The organism is Synechococcus sp. R5-15 (assembly GCF_047462035.1).
GTDB lineage: Bacteria > Cyanobacteriota > Cyanobacteriia > Thermostichales > Thermostichaceae > Thermostichus.
Genome location: NZ_JANSIK010000002.1, coordinates 33,675 through 49,069 on the forward strand (window position 1 = coordinate 33,675; position 15,395 = coordinate 49,069).

The window sequence follows — 15,395 nt, forward strand, 5'->3', positions numbered from 1 at the left end:
TTGAGGATCTGCCCATGGTTGCTCCTCTCACCCCCCACCTGCTGGAGAACGAGAGCTTCTACGAAAATGCCCTCTGCTGGCTAGGGCGACCCCAGACGGCCTATCGACTGTTGAGCGAAGCAGTTTTTCCTGCCATCTCCTCTTGGGTGCGGGGGGAGGTAGATAGCCACTCTTTTAACCACTGGCAACTGGAGGATGTGCGCACCTTTCTGTATCCGGTGGTGGCTCTGGGGGATCAAGAAACCCTTGTTCTCTCCAGTGAAGCCCTGCTCCTCTGCGGCATCGGCAACTATTACAACCCCTGTGACTTGGCCATTGTGGTGTTTGTGCAGCAGCCCCAAGAGCTGTTCAGCCAACTGATGCAGCGCATTCGCCGGGCCGAAGCCACTATCAGCCGCGGGCCAGACGTGCGCATGCTCTCGGAACAGGTAAACCTGGCCAAGCGCGGACAAGACTACATCAACACCAAATATCTGGTCTGGCCCTACGCTCTTTCCGGTGCTGCTCAAGATACGCTAATTCAGCAGGGGATCAGCCTCATCCGTCTTTCCCCCCAAGAAGCCGCCTTGCCCTTTAAGGAATAGGTGGAGGACAATCTGCTCTGTCGGCGGAAGATAGGGATCCCCGTCCAAGCCCTTTTTCCATCTCTATCGTTTTTCATGGTCGATACCCACCTGCCCCCCTTGATCCAAGCGATGCTGGATCCCGCCTTCTACCCTCATCCGGTACAGGATCCCATTCGGCTTATTCAAACCCACATTTCCTATATTCTGCTGACAGGCGACTATGCCTATAAAGTGAAAAAGCCTTTGGACTTTGGCTTTTTGAACTTCACCACCCTGGAGAGGCGGCGCCACTTTTGCCAAGAAGAGCTGCGCATGAACCAGCGCGGTGCTCCCGGCCTTTATCTGCAAGTGTTGCCCATTGTCCAGACCGATGGCCGATTTCAGTTCAACAGCAGCGGCGAGCCCATAGAATACGCTCTGCAAATGCGGCAATTTCCCCAAGAGCAACTGTTCAGCAACCTGTTTGAGCGGGGAGAGCTAACGCCGTCCTTGATGGAGGAGCTGGGGCGGGTGGTGGCGACGTTTCATGCCCAAACCGAGACCAACGACTACATCCGCAGCTTTGGCCGGCCAGAACGGGTGCGAGAAGCCTTTGACGAGAATTACGCCCAAACCCAGCGCTACGTCGGCGGCCCACAAACAGCTCAGCAATATCGAGAAACCCAAGCCTACACCGATCGCTTTTTTGCTGAGCGGCAGGAGCTGTTTCAACAAAGAATAGAACAAAACCGCATTCGTGAATGCCACGGAGACCTGCACCTAGGCAACATCTGTTTTTGGGAAGGGAAGATCCTGCTTTTTGATTGCATCGAGTTTAATGAAGCCTTCCGCTTTGTGGATGTCATGTACGACATATCCTATGGGGTGATGGATTTGGATGCCCGCCATCGCCCCGATCTGGGAAACGCCTATTTGAACACCTACCTGGAAGAAACCGGAGATTGGGAAGGGTTGAAGATCTTGCCTATTTACCTCAATCGGCAGGCCTACGTGCGGGCCAAGGTCACCTCTTTTTTGCTGGAGGATCCCACTGCAGCAGAGGAAGCCAAGGCCACAGCCTTTAGCACCGCCGCCCGCTATTACCGTCTTGCCTGGGAATACACCCTCCCCAAGCAGGGGCAATTGTTCCTGATGTCAGGATTGTCGGGATCCGGCAAAAGCACGGTAGCCCGCCACTTGGCCCGTCAGCGGGGAGCCATTCACATTCGCTCCGATGCGGTGCGCAAGCATTTGGCCGGGATCCCTCTGCGGCAACGGGGGGGGCCGGAGGTTTATACCCCGGAGATGACCGATAAAACCTACCGCCGCTTGGTGCAGTTGGGAGTAGAGCTGGCCCAGGAAGGCTACACCGTGATTCTGGACGCCAAGTTTGACCGGCAAGCCCTGCGGGGGATGGCCATTGATCAGGCCCAACGCCAAGGGATCCCACTGCGCATCCTCCACTGCTACGCCCCTGAACCTGTTTTGCGGGAGCGCCTGCAACGCCGCAGCCCAGCTCCTCAACCCCTCTTGGCCCCAGCTGGTTCCAGCGATGGAGATCAGCAGCACTCTGCCGACATTGCTGATGCCACCGCCGAGATGCTCTCCCAACAGCAGGCCCACTGGCAGGATTTTTCCGATTCGGAACGGCCTTTTTTAAAGGTTTTGGATACCAGCCAAGATTGGCCATCTCAACTTCAGCAGGTCTAGATCTCGACTTAAACTGCACAAACTCGAGAAAATTGCTATCAGCAAGATGGATTTTGCCGTTTCTGGGCTAGAGGATGGCAGCAGCTTTTTTGGGCAGGGATCCCTTTCCAAAGTAGAGGTCAAAATTGGGTCTAAAGCTCTGTCCTATTGGTACGCAGTTCGCCTCGGCGGGCCATAGACCTGAGAGAGACGGTAGGCTGAGGGGCATGTTGACGTGTCTGTGCAGGCCCACCCTTTTCCCATCCCACTCGACCAGAACCAACCCCGTGCAGGAGGATCCAACAGTGAGCGATGTAACTCCAGATGACCTTCGCCTGATGCTCCTGTTCGAGGGCTTTCCTCCTGAGAGGCTAGAGCCGCTGGCCGGGCAAATGTCGTTGCGCTCCCACCCAGTCAATCAGGCCATCTTGTTACAAAATGACTGGGGTAACGCCGTTTATTTCATCCTGGAAGGGTGGGTCAAGATTCGCACCCATGATCTCGAAGGCCGGGAGATCACCCTCACCATTCTTGGTCCAGGGGAAATCTTCGGGGAAATGGCTGCTTTGGACGAAGCGCCTCGTTCTACCGACGTTGTAGCCCTAACAGCCACCAAAGTCGGTTGTCTGTCGGCCCAACACTTCCTGGCTTTTTTGGCTTCTGATCCTCAGGCCGGCATCCGCCTTGCTCAGCTCATGTCACGCCGCTTACGGCAGATCAACCGTCGTCTGCAGTTGCGCGAGGCCAGTAGTACGGCCCGTGTTGCCGATATCCTGCTGTTTTTGGCCGAATCCCGTGGCCGGGTTAGCCGAAGTGGCGTAGAGATCCCCAACTTGCCCCATCGGGAGCTGAGCAGCCTAAGTGGCCTAGCCCGGGAAACGGTCACTCGCGTCCTGTCCAAGCTGGAGCAAGAGGAGCTGATCCGCCGGGATCGCAACCGAGATGTTCTCTGCATCCCCCAGATGGAGGCTTTGGAGAAATTGATTGGCTAAATTGGGGGCGCCACCAGTTGTCAAAACCCCCCTCGACATCGTAAGATAGTAGGTCCAGAGCCGGGATAGCTCAGTTGGTAGAGCAGAGGACTGAAAATCCTCGTGTCACCAGTTCAAGTCTGGTTCCTGGCATCTGGTATGAGTATGCTGAGGCGGGCTTGGGTCAACGACCTAAGCCTTTTTGCTATGTCGGTCTGGGGAGTTCTGCCCTTCTCTCTTCACGTGTATGCACATATAGCCACACAGCTCCGGGACTGAAGAAAATTGTTGTAGGAATCCTCACCTCAAGCATAGGCAAGTTATAATCCCGGCAGCCTCTGTGGAGATCGCTCTCTAATGTCTGTAAAGCTCCTGCCTCAGTGTAAGAACTTGAAAGATCAGGTTGAAGCTATCCTGCAACTCTGGCATCAGGATTCCATCTTTTCAGGCAAGCAAGATACCACTCGGATTCAAGCTTCCCTCAGCAAAGCTATTTCTCCAACCTTCGAGATTGTCTTTGCCGGTGCTTTCAGTGCTGGCAAGTCTATGCTAATCAATGCCCTCTTAGAAAGAGAGCTTCTCTACAGCGCCGAAGGGCACGCCACAGGGACAGAGTGCTACATTGGCTACGCAGAGCCAAATGCTGAGAGAGTGGTGCTCACTTTTCTCAGCGAGCAGGAAGTGCAAGAACAGATGACCGCCTTCTGCGCTTTCCTAAACTTGGCTCCGTCACTCAGCAGGCTGGAAGACACTGCACTGAATCCCCTGAAGGAGCGTGCTGAGGCTATTATTCAACAGGAGGGAGGTAAAAGCAAGTCAGAGCGGGCAAAGCAGGCGGATGCCCTCCGCTTGTTGATTACAGGTTTCCAGCAGAACCGGGACAAAATTCACCCTACCGAGAACAAAGTCTTCTCGATGGAGCAGCTCAACTTCGGCAACCTAAGAGAAGCTGCGGGTTTTGCCCGGCGCGGTGCCAATAGCGCAGTTCTCCGAAAAGTCGAATACTACTGCCATCACCCCTTACTGGAAGATGGAAACGTTATTGTCGATACTCCTGGGATCGATGCTCCAGTCAAAGCGGATGCAGAGCGCACCTATCGAAAAATTGCCGATCCGGATACGTCCGCAGTTGTTTGCGTTCTCAAGTGTGCTGCAACGGGTGAGCTGACCAAGGAAGAGACAGAGCTTATTGAGCATATTCAAAGTAATGATAGCATCAGGGATCGCGTCTTCTATGTGTTTAACCGGATTGATGAGACTTGGTACAACGCACAACTAAAGCAGAGACTAGAAAACATTATCGACCAGCAATTTCGTCAACTCCGCGTATTTAAGACAAGCGGCCTTCTCGGCTTCTATGGTTCCCAGATCAAGGCAACTACCCCTGAGGATCGATTTGGACTGGATACGATTTTTTCAGAAAGCATCAAAGAATTGGGTGGTGAGGAAGAAACGCCCCAGTTTGTCAGCGAGTTTAACAAGTACTGCACGTCAGGTAGGTTAGTTGGATCCCCGTTCCGCCCTTCTGTACATGGGTACGACACACCCATAAATAACTACGTTCGGATTCTGAGGGAGTGGGGAAAACCTTTGATTGAGTATATGATTAAAGATAGCGGTATCGAAGACTTTCGGGCTGGGATCACTCGTTATTTAACGGAAGAAAAGCGGCCACAGCTATTTTCCGCGCTGGCCGATGATTTGCAACCTCTCTGCATCGAGATGAGGAAGTCCTATCTAGATCTCTACCGAGACATTGATAGCCAGCCCAAAGAGATTGACAGCATGATTTCCTATGAGCTGACGCTGATCAATCAGCAGCTAGCCAGTATTGGCCGAGAGTTTGACGAGCATATCCAGACAGTAGTCAATAAAGTTATTAACGGAGAAAACAAAGAATTTGAGAACGATTTCCGTAAATTGCAGGCTAGGATGGTACGGAGGCTAGATGAGCTTTTGGATACTTTTTCGTTGGACAATGTTTACAGTCAAGCCGTTCGCATTCGTCCCCGCAACTCCACAGCTCCATTCTTAGCTGTATTGGTCGAAGCCTTTTATTATTTGTCCAACCATCTAGAGGACATCCTGGTAGAATCAGCCAGCACGCTTGTAGAGAACTTCTTTCGTCGCCTTGTTGATGAAGTTCGCAGCTCGAGCTACTACAGGCAGTTGTTTCGCCTACTGGGATCCGATGGGGACTTGGAGAAAAAGCTTCTTTTGGTTAAGGAGGTAACTTTGAGTTCTCTTGTCAATGGTGCCCGAAAAGAGTGCGACCGCTACCTCAGAGAAAGTCCCCGCTTCTATGACGAAGGAACATTCTCGATCTACCAGTTTCGAGAAGTCCTAAGACAAACCAGCCAATCATACGACATCTCTGCTATTCGCGACGCAGAGCCTGGAATCCGACAATTACTTAAGCTTGACTTCGAGCCGAAAATTAACCAGACAGTGCGTTCTAGCTTCCGACAAGAGACCAACAATACTCTGAAAACTCAGCTATTGCCGGTTGCCAAGCAAGTAGCCGATGAGATTTTGCAAAAGTACCCAGAAGCAAAGCAGTTCATGGAAGCAACTCTCAGAAAAGAGGCTGAAGAGAAAATTGCGCTTAACCAACAGCGGCTGAAAGAACTGGAGGCAAGCATAGACAAGTACAACCAAGCTGTTTCTGGGATCAACCTCTGCCTGCAGGCTTTGGGCCTCAATCGCGAGATGCTGCCCTTGATTACTCGTCCTGAGCCTTCCTCTGTTGGTGAGTCAGTTCAGATTTTGGCAAGTCTTCCTGAACAGCAAGTAGGTGACAGCAATGCAAGCGAAGCAGTCGCTCTTGGTCGTTCTACACCCATAGACGAGAGTTTTCCAGAGTTGGATAGCATCCTCGATGATCTGAGATAGAGCGGCTTGTCTTTGTTTTTGGCCTTTCACTTGATCCAGATAAAGTCATGGGATCCAAATCGATACCTCTGCAGCAGCACCCAGAAGGGATCCTCTCTGTAAGGGAGAAAACTTTCAAGGTTGCCAACTTGGTCAAAGCAGCCCAAGAGGACTTGACCAAGAAAGAAGAGCTGCATCGCTTGTTCATTGCGGCCTTGAGATCCTCAGGGATCCTGCCGCCGGAAGACTTGCTCAACATTGCCAGTAGCCTTCTTGCTCCCAAGCCAGAAGAAAAATTGTTGCAAGAAGCGAAGTGGTTTGGGCAGGGACTTGCTTGTCAACTCTTGGTGCCGGGCAAGAAAGATTGGGAAAAAGGCAGAGTCAGATTGCGGATCATTGTAGAGTTTGAGCCAGAGGATACAGTCTCAGAGGGCGGCAGTGGATCCCCTCTGGATGACCTTCGCGAAAGTGAGAGCTAGCCTAAGCCAGAGAGACATAGAGGGGGTTGGGCAAGTGTCAAGTAATGATCAATCTCAGGAGTGCTTTGTTGAGCTAGATATTTTCCAAAATACTGTCATTGATATAGGAGGACGCCTAATCTACTCGCAAGAGTTTGCTCAGGTGTACTCAGAGATTGTTTATGAGAGTATCAGATCCTACTTATCCAGCAAACTTAGCGAAAAGGGAGTCTCGATTCTATGAAGCAACTTGAACGGAATAACTAACGTGAAAGGAATTCCTGCTAAACTCTTACGTCCTGGCTCACCGTGGATTGCTGGTAGAGTTAGGATGAGACTAGTGGTTGAGTTTGAGCCAGAAGAAACGGGATCAGGGAGCAGTAGATCGCCTTTGGATGACATTCGGGGAGATGTCAGTCAGTAAAGTCTGTTAGCAATAGGAGACAATGCCGTGGTCGATCCGATAGTTTTTAGGTCAGATGATAGGGAAACTGTCGTTGAAATTGGTGATCAAGTCTACCTTCCAAGTAGCTTGCATAGTGCAATTATTAATTACCTTCTTTCAGATACTTTACGGACAAACGGTTACCTTAAATCAAGAAAGGTTTATGCGGACATTAGAATGCTCGTGGATGGAATAGAATCTAGAGTCTTACAGCCCAGAAAGTCGTGGATCTCTGGCAAGATATCAGTCAAAGTTTATCTCGAGTTTGTTCCTGATGACCCATATAGAGATTCTGGAGATAGCGCTCCCAGAAAACTAGAGGATTCTATACTGGATGATTTACGGGCTGTTCAAGTTGTCTCTATGTCTTGAGGTCGATAAGATGACAAAAACATCCATTAATCTTAGCCAACTGGGAGACGGAGTTATCACTTTTATCAACGAGAACAATAAGCAGGAAGTCTACATGATTTCCAAGCTTTGCGATTCTATCAATTCTTATTTCCTGAGGTTTGACCAAATGGGAAGAGGACTAGACAGTTACTTGAGTTCGTTTGAGATACAGATACAAACAGGTATTCCCTATGAAGATCAGGTTCATTTTTTCGATAAAGGAGTTCCATGCTCGATTCTTTCTCCTAAAACTAACGGTTGGCAGACCGGTAGAGTAAAAGTAAGAGTAGAAGTTACGATTGACTTTTATCCTGACAATCCTGAATTTCTGATAAAAGAACCCGACCAAGAGATATTAGAACCTCTAGATGAAAAGTCTCCACTGGACGATCTTCGCAGTATGGATGAATAACGATGAAAGAAAGAAAATCCGGCGAAAGGATTCTAATTCCAGCAGCCGTGCGGGAGTATGTTTTCCAAAGAGACGGCTTCCGTTGTCGCGGTTGCGGAAAGTCGCCCCCAGAGGTTCAGCTTCAGATCGATCACATCATCCCCATTGCCCAAGGGGGCAGCAACGACATCAGCAATCTGCAAACGTTGTGCAAAACCTGTAACCGACGCAAAAAGGATCGACGGGATCCCCGCTTTCGCCGTCACTTTGACTGGTAAGTTCTTAATCCTTTGCCCATTTTCTCTCTACAAAGCAGGAGAGCTTTCTGCCGCAAAAATAATGCTAGACAATAGGCGGGAAACTCAAAAACGGCATTCGGGTCAGCACTCCTGGCACTGAGCCGACTTCTACTTCCAGCCCCTCGGCAGGATCGAATTTGGTGCGCACGTATCCCAATCCCAGGTACTCTTGCGAAGTTAGGCCTGCACTGGTCAGCAGCCCAATCTTTTCCCCCTGCCGCAAAATCTCTGTGCCAGGATGAGCTTCTCCTTGGAGGCGGATCCCCCACAAAGTTTGCCGAATGCGCCGGTAGGTTACCTGCTTGGCCAAGACTTCCTGGCCAACGTAGCAACCTTTGTCAAGGGAAACAGCTCGCCACAGGCCGGCTTCTAGGGGGTTGTAGTCTGAGGTCAGCTCTCGGTCGGCGGCGGGGCGACCCGCTTCTAGGCGGAGGACTTCCCACAGCTCAGGTGGGGCCAGCTTGGCTCCGGCTTGGAGCAAGCATTCTTCAAGAGCGACTTTCTGGTCAATGGTGCCCCAGAGGGTAAACCCCGGCTGGGCAAGACCCGTGCCACAAGCCAGATGGACAGGGATCCCCTGGATCTCCACGGCGCAGTGCTCATTGAGCCTGGTCGGAATCTCTTCTGAGCTCACCACTTGCTCCAGGAGAGCCTGACTCTGGGGGCCGAGCAATCCAAAACCAAAGGTCTGATCTGTCTCATCTTTCAACTGTGCTCCCCGCACCAAAGGCAGCATGCGCCCCAAACTCTGCATCAGCAGGCTGCGCCGCTGGGGTGAAGTCCAGATCCAGCAGTCTTCTTCTCCCACGTACACCGTGGCCAGATCCAGGATGCCGGCGGTGGGGGTCACGAAAACCGTGTCGGCCCCCTGCCCTGGCTGGAGGGCCTTCAGATTTTGGGTGCTTTGGTTGTGCAGATAGTCCAAGCCTGGGGATCCCTTCATGCGCAAACGGCCCCACCTGGAGCGGTCTAGAAGCAGGGATCCCGTCTGTGCAACGGGTTGGCCCTCCGTGGAAACAGCAGCTAGAAGAGACATCGCTCACCCCAGAGATGGGCTTTGGTTTTCTTCTCTACCCTAGAATAGGCTAGTTCACCCTACCGTCTGTGGCAGACCCCCGGCGTACTGAACTGTGATTGAGGTTGAAGTCCACCAACAGTTGCGGCAGCTTTTGCGGCAGTCTCCCGAAGCCCTGTGGCCCCACCAGTTGACGATGGCTCGCATGGTGGCGCGAGGGTTGCGGTTGGGTCGCAGCACCTTGATCCAGGTGCCTGCTGGGGGTCAGCACCGCCTCAGTTATCTGCTGCCGGCCCTGATGTGGCCCAACCCCACCTTGCTCTGCGCTACAGCTCCTGTGCAGGCGCAAATTTTGGGGGAAGAGATCCCCTGGCTACAGCACACCCTGCAGTTGCATAAGCCCGTCCTGCAAAAAGACCGTTGGCCGGATCCCGATTTCCAGGGGTTGCTGTTGGTGGATCCCCTGGATTGGCTGCAAGCTCGCTTGAGAAAGGGATCCTCGCAAGTGCCGACAGGGATCCCTTTGATCCTGGATGGAGCCGAAGACCTGGAAGATTGGGCCTACCAGGCGCTAACGGTGACCCTGGAAGCCAGCCATTGGCAACAGCTCCGGCAAATCTTCCCTGCCGAGGCGGAGCAGCTCTCCCAGGTTCAGGTCAATTTGTCCCTGCAGCTTTTGCGGCGGCCTCTTTCCCGCTGTCTGCTTCATGCGGATGAACAGGTTCACCTGGATGCTGTGCTGTCTTTGGTGACAGGCTACCCCGGCTGGCTGCCGGATCCCTGGGATCAAATCCGCCAGCGGCTCAGCTCTGAGGGGGATCCCGTCTCCAAATGGATTTGGTGGGCCGAAACCGACCGAGAAACCGGTCGCCTCACCCTTCACCACAGCCCGACGGCTCTGCAGGATTGGTTGGCCCCCATTTGGGCCACACAGCCGGTGGTGATTATTGGGGAAGCGCTGGATCTGGATCGCCAGGCGGAAACCTATCGGCGACGGTTGGGCTTGCCGGATCTGACGCCGCTGCGGTTTGCCTCAGGCGAGGGTTGGCCACGTTCTGGCGGGGCGGAGCTTTCCCTTTACTTGCCGCGCCTGCCCTTGCCCAACAGCCCTCTATTTCAGGATCACCTGCTGCAAGAGCTGAAAAACTTGATCCCTCAGGCGCAGGGCTTCGTGGTGGTGTTGGTGTCGGATCAACCTCTGCAGGCACAGGTGGGGGCGGCTTTGGCTGCCGAATTCGGCTCACGGGTGCGGGTAAACAGCCCGTTCCCCGGCGAAAAGGGCATTTTGGTCTGCGACTGGCCCTACTGGCTACACCACAAGGCCGGCTTGCCTCGCCCGGAACTGATGGTGATCACCACTTTGCCCTTCCCTTCTGTGGAAGACCCAAGGGTGGCCGGACGGGTGCAATATCTGCAACGCACCCAGCAGGACTGGTTTCGTCAGTACCTTTTGCCGGTGGCTGCTGCCCAGTTGCAACGGGCCGTCGCGCCTCTGCGGCAAGGCTCTGATTCGGGAGAAGACCCCAGCTCCCCCACTCGATGGGTGGCTATTTTGGATAGCCGCATTATCGTCCGCAGCTACGGCGTCTCTCTTCTCAATGCCTTGGGGCCAACTTTACGGGTCGAGCAGCGCAGCCAATTGTTCGTTTAGGGATCCCTGGGCCTCTTGCTCGAGTTGATGGGATGTATGGTCATTTTAAACAGGAATGAAACATTTCTGTCCAGCTCCTCTCTCCCTCTGGGAGAAGGGCTGGGGGTGGCCGCGGAAGCAGCGCGGAACGCCTGGGGAGTGTCTCAATCTAGTTTGGAATGACTATATTGAGGATTTTTTGGCTTGAGCGACTGAGAGAAGGCTTGCTCAGCATAGAGGGGAGATTTGTATCCTAGAGAGCCAAAGTCAACTGGGATCCAAGCTATTCTGAGGGTGAATCACTCCTACTCACCTTCTTCTCATGATCAGTCCTGCTCTCAGCTCCGATACAGCACTGCGCACGCAAGCAGTTTGGAAGCCATTGCGGCAGGCCATTGTGGAAAGCTCGGGTTTTCGGGGATGGCTCCAGGGCCGGGAGTTGCCCACTCAGGAAGCAGAGCTGGATCAACTGGTGCATCGCTACCTAGAGCAGACGTTGTCTCACCTGGCCTATTAGGATCCCCACAGCCCCAGCCAGAGGGGCAAGGTCAGCAAGGCGGCCAAGTACCCCACGGCCAAGGCGGTGACGGTAATTTCCCGATCCAAGTCGTACTCTTCCGTGAGCACCAGGGTGGCGATGGCGGGAGGCATGCCGGTCTGCAAGATCAGCACCAGCTTGGCCAGAGGCGGGTAGGGGGTGAAGGCAAGGCCGATTCCCACCAGGAGCGGCACGATCACAATTTTGATCAAGAGGGCCACTCCGGCGGCAAGAAAGGATCCCCAGCGCTTCACCTGGGCCAGCCGCATCCCCAAAATCATCAAACTGAGCGGGATCATGCTCCAGGCAAAAGCCGCCAACCCTTGAGAGAGCCAACCCGGCAGGGGTTCGCGGGTCAGCAGTAGGCCCATAGCAAAAGACCAAAGAGCAGGGGTGCGCAAAATGTGGAGGCCCACCTGCCAAGGTTGGGCATGGGAACTGCCGTGGCGGCTGGCCACCCACACGCCAAACCCGTAGGCCATGAAGAGAGTGCCCAGCAGATCGTAGAACAGGGCCCAGCCAAAGTAAGCCCTTCCGGCCACAGCCAGACAGATGGGATAGCCCAAATACCCGGTGTTCCCCAGGGTGGCGGTTAGGTGAAAGCTGCCCTGCTGGGCACTGCTCCAACAGTTGTGGCGCTGCCACCACAGCCAAGCGCTGGTCAAGGCAAACCCCAGCCCCACCGACAGCCAACAGATCAGAGGGGCGACCCAGATTTGGCCCGACAGATCCACCCCCTGCATAAACCCAACAATGCTGAGGGGCACTCCCACCCAAAACATGAATCGCCCCAAGGCGTGGGGATCCAGCCAACGATTCCAGCCGCCGGGCAGCCCCTTCTGGAGAGCAAACCCCAGCAGCGTCCAGCCCAGCAAGGGAGGATAAACCTGAAAAAGGGTGTTGAGCACGCTCAAAGGGAAGAGGGAAGGGATCCCTAGGCAGGGATCCGCCGAGGTTCTTCACGTAGAGCGAAGATGCGTTGAATCACCTCTTCAACAACGCGGTCTGGGGTAGAGGCACCGGAGGTAATGCCGATTTGCACCGGCCCATCGGGTAGCCACCCTTCGGTAACCGTCGGGTCTTGGTGAAGGGGCTTGTGGCGGATGCGGTTGTTGGGTTGGATGCAGTCGGGGCCATCGATGTGGAAGGAAGGCAAGCCCTTGGCCAGGGCAATTTCCTGCAGGTGGGTGGTATTCGAGGAATTAAACCCCCCGATCACCACCACCACATCCAAAGGCTGCTCGAGCAGCTCGAACATGGCATCCTGCCGCTCTTGGGTGGCATTGCAGATGGTGTTGAAGCTCATGAAGTGATTGTCCAACTCCTGGGGGCCATATTTGCGCAGCATGGTGGTCTCAAAGAGCTTAGCAATGGCGCGGGTCTCCCCCTCTAGCATGGTGGTTTGGTTGGCGATGCCGATCCGCTCTAGATCGCGATCCGGATCAAAACCGGGGGAAGTGGCCTTGCCAAAGCGCCGCCGAAATTCTGCCGCATCTCCGCCCTGCAAAATGTAGCGGGCGACCCATTCCGCTTCTTCCAGGTTCAGCACCACCAGGTACTTTTCGGCAAAGGAGCTGGTGGCTACGGTTTCTTCGTGGTTGTACTTGCCGTGGATGACAGAGGTAAATTGGGCCGCGCGGTGCTTGTCCACTTGGTTCCACACGCGGGAAACCCAGGGGCAGGTGGTATCGACAATCTCATTGCCCTGCGACCGAAAAAACGCCATTTCCGATGCACTTGCCCCAAAAGCAGGCCAGATCACCACATCTTGGGGCCGGATCTGAGAGAAGTCCTTCTTGCCGTCTGGGCCTTTCTCCACAAAGCGGATCCCCATCTCCTTCAGGTGCTGGTTTACCAGAGGGTTGTGGATGATCTCGTTGGTGATCCACAGTTGCCGATCCGGAAAGCGTCGCCGCGCTTCATAAGCATATTCCACCGCCCGTTCCACGCCCCAGCAAAAGCCAAAGGCCCTGGCCAGGTGAATGGTGATGTCACCCCGCTGATAGCGGTAAGCCTGGGCGCGGATTTGCTCCACAAGGGGGCTTTTGTAGGTGGTTTGCAGCTCCAGTTGAGCCTGATCCTTGTGTTCTTCAAACCCCTTGGCAAAGTAGGTGCTGGATCCGCGCAGGGCTTTGCGCAGGGCCCGTGGGTCTTGGGGAGAGCTATCCGGGGAAGTGGGTTGGGAATGAGGCATGGTTACGGTTGGAGATACGCACTGATCAAGCAGACGGCGAAGGGATCCTTTCTCAGCTTACGCCCAGTCTCAGTCGGCGAGCTATTTCGGCACGCTTTCCTCAGGGCCACCGACAAAATCGTCCAGCAAGTCAACGGCGGGAGCGAAGCCGTTGAGCCAAAGCCAGAAAGCAGGGGGATCCCTTTGGCAATTGTGCGTTATTGGGGCGGTTGATCCTGCATTTCCAGTTGGCGCACCCGCTCTTGTAATTGGCGGGCGGTGGCAGAAAAGCTGCGCCCAGGCCAGAGGAGAGAGCCCAGCCCCACCGTCAACAGGCCCAAGCCGACGGCCACGGCGATGAGAAATCCCAAAGGCAGCTCCACCGAGCGCCACATCAAGAAGTGTACGGTCAGGGTGGTGGGGTTTTGTCCGGCCAGGACTGCCACTCCCAAAGCCAGCAGCAGTGTCAAGACCAAGTTGAACAGCAGCAACATCAGGGATCCCGTCGCAACAGTTCCATTCTGCCTTGTCTGCTGGGGGGGTGGCTCAAGCCCGCACACTCCCGTCAGGTAGGATGGCCCCCCTGAGGTCAGCGCCGGTTAGCACTGCTCCGCCGATTTTTGCCCCGCTTAGATCGGATCCCTGCAGTTGTGCACGGGTTAGCTTGGCTTCCCAAAGGTAGGCACCGTGCAAGTTGGCTTCCCGCAAGTCGGCAAAGCTGAGATCCGCGCCGATCAAGTTGGCTTCCCAAAGATTGGCCCCGCGGAGGTTGGCCCCCATCAAGTTGGCCGAGCTGAGATCGGCGCCGCGCAAATCGGCTTCCTGCAGGTTAATGCCACTCAGCTTGCCAAAGGAGAGGTTGGCCCCTCTCAGATTCACCCCTTGCAAGTTGGAGCGCACCAAGTCCACCCCCACCAGGTTGGATTCTTGAAAGTTGCGCTCGCCAGAGGCATATTCTGTCAGCAGATCGTCAGCAGTTGTCACTCGGGGCATGGCCGGATACTGCCATCCGTGCGTTAAGCTTAACAATTTCTGGCTGCTCAACGGGGTACTGATGACCGCTCCAAAAGACCTACGAAACGCTAACAAACACTTCCAGAGTGTTCAGTGCCTGTCGCGTCTCTGCTTTCTTCCTGCTTCCACGACTCGTGACTGGTAGTAAGCTTCAGGCTTACCACCCCGCCAGAGGAATCTCCACAGGCGTCTCTTTCCCCAGAGCTTGGGGTAGTTGAGCGCTTTAAGTAGCACTCAAAATACCACCGCACCAGGTTCAGCGCTGCATTGCGGTCGCGGTCTATCCCCAGACCACAACACGGGCAGCGAAATACCCGCTCGCTGAGTGGCATCTTCTGTTTGTGGCCACACCGTGAACACAGTTGGCTGGACGGATAAAACTTATCCGCCACCACCACCTGACAGCCGTAGAGCCGGGCCTTGTACTCTAGCTGTCGCCGTTCGCGATAGCGGGACGGAGTCCTCAACTCGTAGAACCCACAGTCTGACAGGGATCCCGCCAGCTTGCGGTTCTTGAGCAGGTTCCTCACCTGCAAGTCCTCTATCACCACCACTCGGTATCTCTTGGCCAGGTAAGTCGTCGGCTTGTGCAGATTGTCTTGCCGATCGCGTAAGCGGGACGGAGTCCTTATGTCTGCCACCCGCTTGTGAGCTTTGCCCAACTGCACCACCGCCTTCTTGCGGTTGGCAGAGCCTTTCTGCTTACGGCTCAGCCGCCGTTGCAGCCTGACCAAACGCCGCTGGGCCTTGCGGTAGGGCTTGGGATTGGGAAACACTTCCCCGCCGGAGCAGGTGGCCAGGTGATGGATACCTAAGTCCACTCCCACCACCTCTCCGGTCTTCTCCACCTGGGGTGTTGGAGCTTCGTACTTGAAGGAGATGTACCAATGTCCGGCTGATACATTTACGCTGAACACTGCTGAACATCACTGTTCAACTATGCAGCGATAGCATTCTGTTTGT

The 15,395-nt window shown here is 54.5% G+C and carries 17 protein-coding genes and 1 tRNA gene; 12 read left to right on the forward strand and 6 right to left on the reverse strand.

Features of this window, described 5'->3' with window-relative positions; genetic code table 11:
* Positions 1-14: 14 nt before the first annotated feature.
* The 10 genes from NW839_RS00210 to NW839_RS00255 all read left to right on the forward strand — a co-directional run bounded on the left by NW839_RS00210 (position 15) and on the right by NW839_RS00255 (position 8,041).
* Positions 15-584: a hypothetical protein gene (locus NW839_RS00210; RefSeq protein WP_414332236.1), complete on the forward strand. Its 570-nt coding sequence runs from the start codon at positions 15-17 to the stop codon at positions 582-584.
* Between the two features lie 75 nt (positions 585-659).
* Complete coding sequence (locus tag NW839_RS00215) at positions 660-2,255, forward strand: AAA family ATPase (protein WP_414349854.1); 1,596 nt, start codon at positions 660-662, stop codon at positions 2,253-2,255.
* A 317-nt stretch (positions 2,256-2,572) separates the two neighbouring features.
* Positions 2,573-3,226 (forward strand): Crp/Fnr family transcriptional regulator, encoded by a 654-nt coding sequence (locus tag NW839_RS00220; RefSeq protein ID WP_414332238.1) that lies wholly within the window; start codon positions 2,573-2,575, stop codon positions 3,224-3,226.
* Positions 3,227-3,285: 59 nt separating this feature from the next.
* A tRNA-Phe gene (locus NW839_RS00225) sits at positions 3,286-3,358 on the forward strand.
* Between the two features lie 204 nt (positions 3,359-3,562).
* Complete coding sequence (locus NW839_RS00230) at positions 3,563-6,097, forward strand: dynamin family protein (RefSeq protein WP_414349831.1); 2,535 nt, start codon at positions 3,563-3,565, stop codon at positions 6,095-6,097.
* Positions 6,098-6,144: 47 nt separating this feature from the next.
* On the forward strand, positions 6,145-6,555 hold the full coding sequence (locus NW839_RS00235; protein WP_099812209.1) for a KGK domain-containing protein: 411 nt from the start codon (positions 6,145-6,147) through the stop codon (positions 6,553-6,555).
* Positions 6,556-6,802: 247 nt separating this feature from the next.
* The gene (locus NW839_RS00240; protein ID WP_414349853.1) at positions 6,803-6,958 is read left to right on the forward strand and encodes a KGK domain-containing protein; all 156 of its coding nucleotides are present in this window, start codon (positions 6,803-6,805) and stop codon (positions 6,956-6,958) included.
* 27 nt (positions 6,959-6,985) lie between these two features.
* On the forward strand, positions 6,986-7,351 hold the full coding sequence (locus tag NW839_RS00245; RefSeq protein WP_414349830.1) for a KGK domain-containing protein: 366 nt from the start codon (positions 6,986-6,988) through the stop codon (positions 7,349-7,351).
* 10 nt (positions 7,352-7,361) lie between these two features.
* Positions 7,362-7,784 carry a KGK domain-containing protein gene (locus NW839_RS00250; RefSeq protein ID WP_414349829.1) on the forward strand — a complete coding sequence of 141 codons (423 nt, stop codon included), beginning with the start codon at positions 7,362-7,364 and terminating at the stop codon, positions 7,782-7,784.
* A gap of 2 nt (positions 7,785-7,786) precedes the next feature.
* Complete coding sequence (locus NW839_RS00255) at positions 7,787-8,041, forward strand: HNH endonuclease (RefSeq protein WP_011430012.1); 255 nt, start codon at positions 7,787-7,789, stop codon at positions 8,039-8,041.
* 64 nt (positions 8,042-8,105) lie between these two features.
* On the opposite strand, the gene NW839_RS00260 is transcribed toward NW839_RS00255, so the two are convergent.
* On the reverse strand, positions 8,106-9,098 hold the full coding sequence (locus NW839_RS00260) for a YgfZ/GcvT domain-containing protein (RefSeq protein ID WP_414349828.1): 993 nt from the start codon (positions 9,096-9,098) through the stop codon (positions 8,106-8,108).
* Between the two features lie 94 nt (positions 9,099-9,192).
* On the opposite strand from NW839_RS00260, the gene NW839_RS00265 reads away from it, so the two are divergent.
* Positions 9,193-10,728 (forward strand): hypothetical protein, encoded by a 1,536-nt coding sequence (locus NW839_RS00265; protein ID WP_414349827.1) that lies wholly within the window; start codon positions 9,193-9,195, stop codon positions 10,726-10,728.
* A 301-nt stretch (positions 10,729-11,029) separates the two neighbouring features.
* On the forward strand, positions 11,030-11,224 hold the full coding sequence (locus tag NW839_RS00270; RefSeq protein WP_414349826.1) for a hypothetical protein: 195 nt from the start codon (positions 11,030-11,032) through the stop codon (positions 11,222-11,224).
* On the opposite strand, the gene NW839_RS00275 is transcribed toward NW839_RS00270, so the two are convergent.
* The 5 genes from NW839_RS00275 to NW839_RS00295 form a co-directional block, all read right to left on the reverse strand.
* The gene (locus NW839_RS00275; RefSeq protein ID WP_414349825.1) at positions 11,221-12,153 is read right to left on the reverse strand and encodes an AEC family transporter; all 933 of its coding nucleotides are present in this window, start codon (positions 12,151-12,153) and stop codon (positions 11,221-11,223) included. The two genes, NW839_RS00270 and NW839_RS00275, sit on opposite strands and share 4 nt — an antisense overlap.
* Before the next feature lie 26 nt (positions 12,154-12,179).
* On the reverse strand, positions 12,180-13,439 hold the full coding sequence (locus NW839_RS00280) for a 4-hydroxy-3-methylbut-2-enyl diphosphate reductase (protein ID WP_414328973.1): 1,260 nt from the start codon (positions 13,437-13,439) through the stop codon (positions 12,180-12,182).
* Between the two features lie 197 nt (positions 13,440-13,636).
* On the reverse strand, positions 13,637-13,912 hold the full coding sequence (locus NW839_RS00285; RefSeq protein WP_414328974.1) for a lipopolysaccharide assembly protein LapA domain-containing protein: 276 nt from the start codon (positions 13,910-13,912) through the stop codon (positions 13,637-13,639).
* Positions 13,913-13,964: 52 nt separating this feature from the next.
* Positions 13,965-14,411: a pentapeptide repeat-containing protein gene (locus NW839_RS00290; protein ID WP_414349824.1), complete on the reverse strand. Its 447-nt coding sequence runs from the start codon at positions 14,409-14,411 to the stop codon at positions 13,965-13,967.
* Between the two features lie 89 nt (positions 14,412-14,500).
* Complete coding sequence (locus NW839_RS00295) at positions 14,501-15,349, reverse strand: RNA-guided endonuclease InsQ/TnpB family protein (RefSeq protein ID WP_414349823.1); 849 nt, start codon at positions 15,347-15,349, stop codon at positions 14,501-14,503.
* Positions 15,350-15,395: the final 46 nt, after the last annotated feature.

Coding starts and splice junctions, on each gene's coding strand:
- NW839_RS00210 (WP_414332236.1), top strand. CDS start 15: ATGGTTGCTCCTCTCACCCCCCACCTGCTGGAGAACGAGAGCTTCTAC.
- NW839_RS00215 (WP_414349854.1), top strand. CDS start 660: ATGGTCGATACCCACCTGCCCCCCTTGATCCAAGCGATGCTGGATCCC.
- NW839_RS00220 (WP_414332238.1), top strand. CDS start 2,573: ATGCTCCTGTTCGAGGGCTTTCCTCCTGAGAGGCTAGAGCCGCTGGCC.
- NW839_RS00230 (WP_414349831.1), top strand. CDS start 3,563: ATGTCTGTAAAGCTCCTGCCTCAGTGTAAGAACTTGAAAGATCAGGTT.
- NW839_RS00235 (WP_099812209.1), top strand. CDS start 6,145: ATGGGATCCAAATCGATACCTCTGCAGCAGCACCCAGAAGGGATCCTC.
- NW839_RS00250 (WP_414349829.1), top strand. CDS start 7,362: ATGACAAAAACATCCATTAATCTTAGCCAACTGGGAGACGGAGTTATC.
- NW839_RS00255 (WP_011430012.1), top strand. CDS start 7,787: ATGAAAGAAAGAAAATCCGGCGAAAGGATTCTAATTCCAGCAGCCGTG.
- NW839_RS00260 (WP_414349828.1), bottom strand. CDS start 9,098: ATGTCTCTTCTAGCTGCTGTTTCCACGGAGGGCCAACCCGTTGCACAG.
- NW839_RS00270 (WP_414349826.1), top strand. CDS start 11,030: ATGATCAGTCCTGCTCTCAGCTCCGATACAGCACTGCGCACGCAAGCA.
- NW839_RS00280 (WP_414328973.1), bottom strand. CDS start 13,439: ATGCCTCATTCCCAACCCACTTCCCCGGATAGCTCTCCCCAAGACCCA.
- NW839_RS00285 (WP_414328974.1), bottom strand. CDS start 13,912: ATGTTGCTGCTGTTCAACTTGGTCTTGACACTGCTGCTGGCTTTGGGA.
- NW839_RS00290 (WP_414349824.1), bottom strand. CDS start 14,411: ATGCCCCGAGTGACAACTGCTGACGATCTGCTGACAGAATATGCCTCT.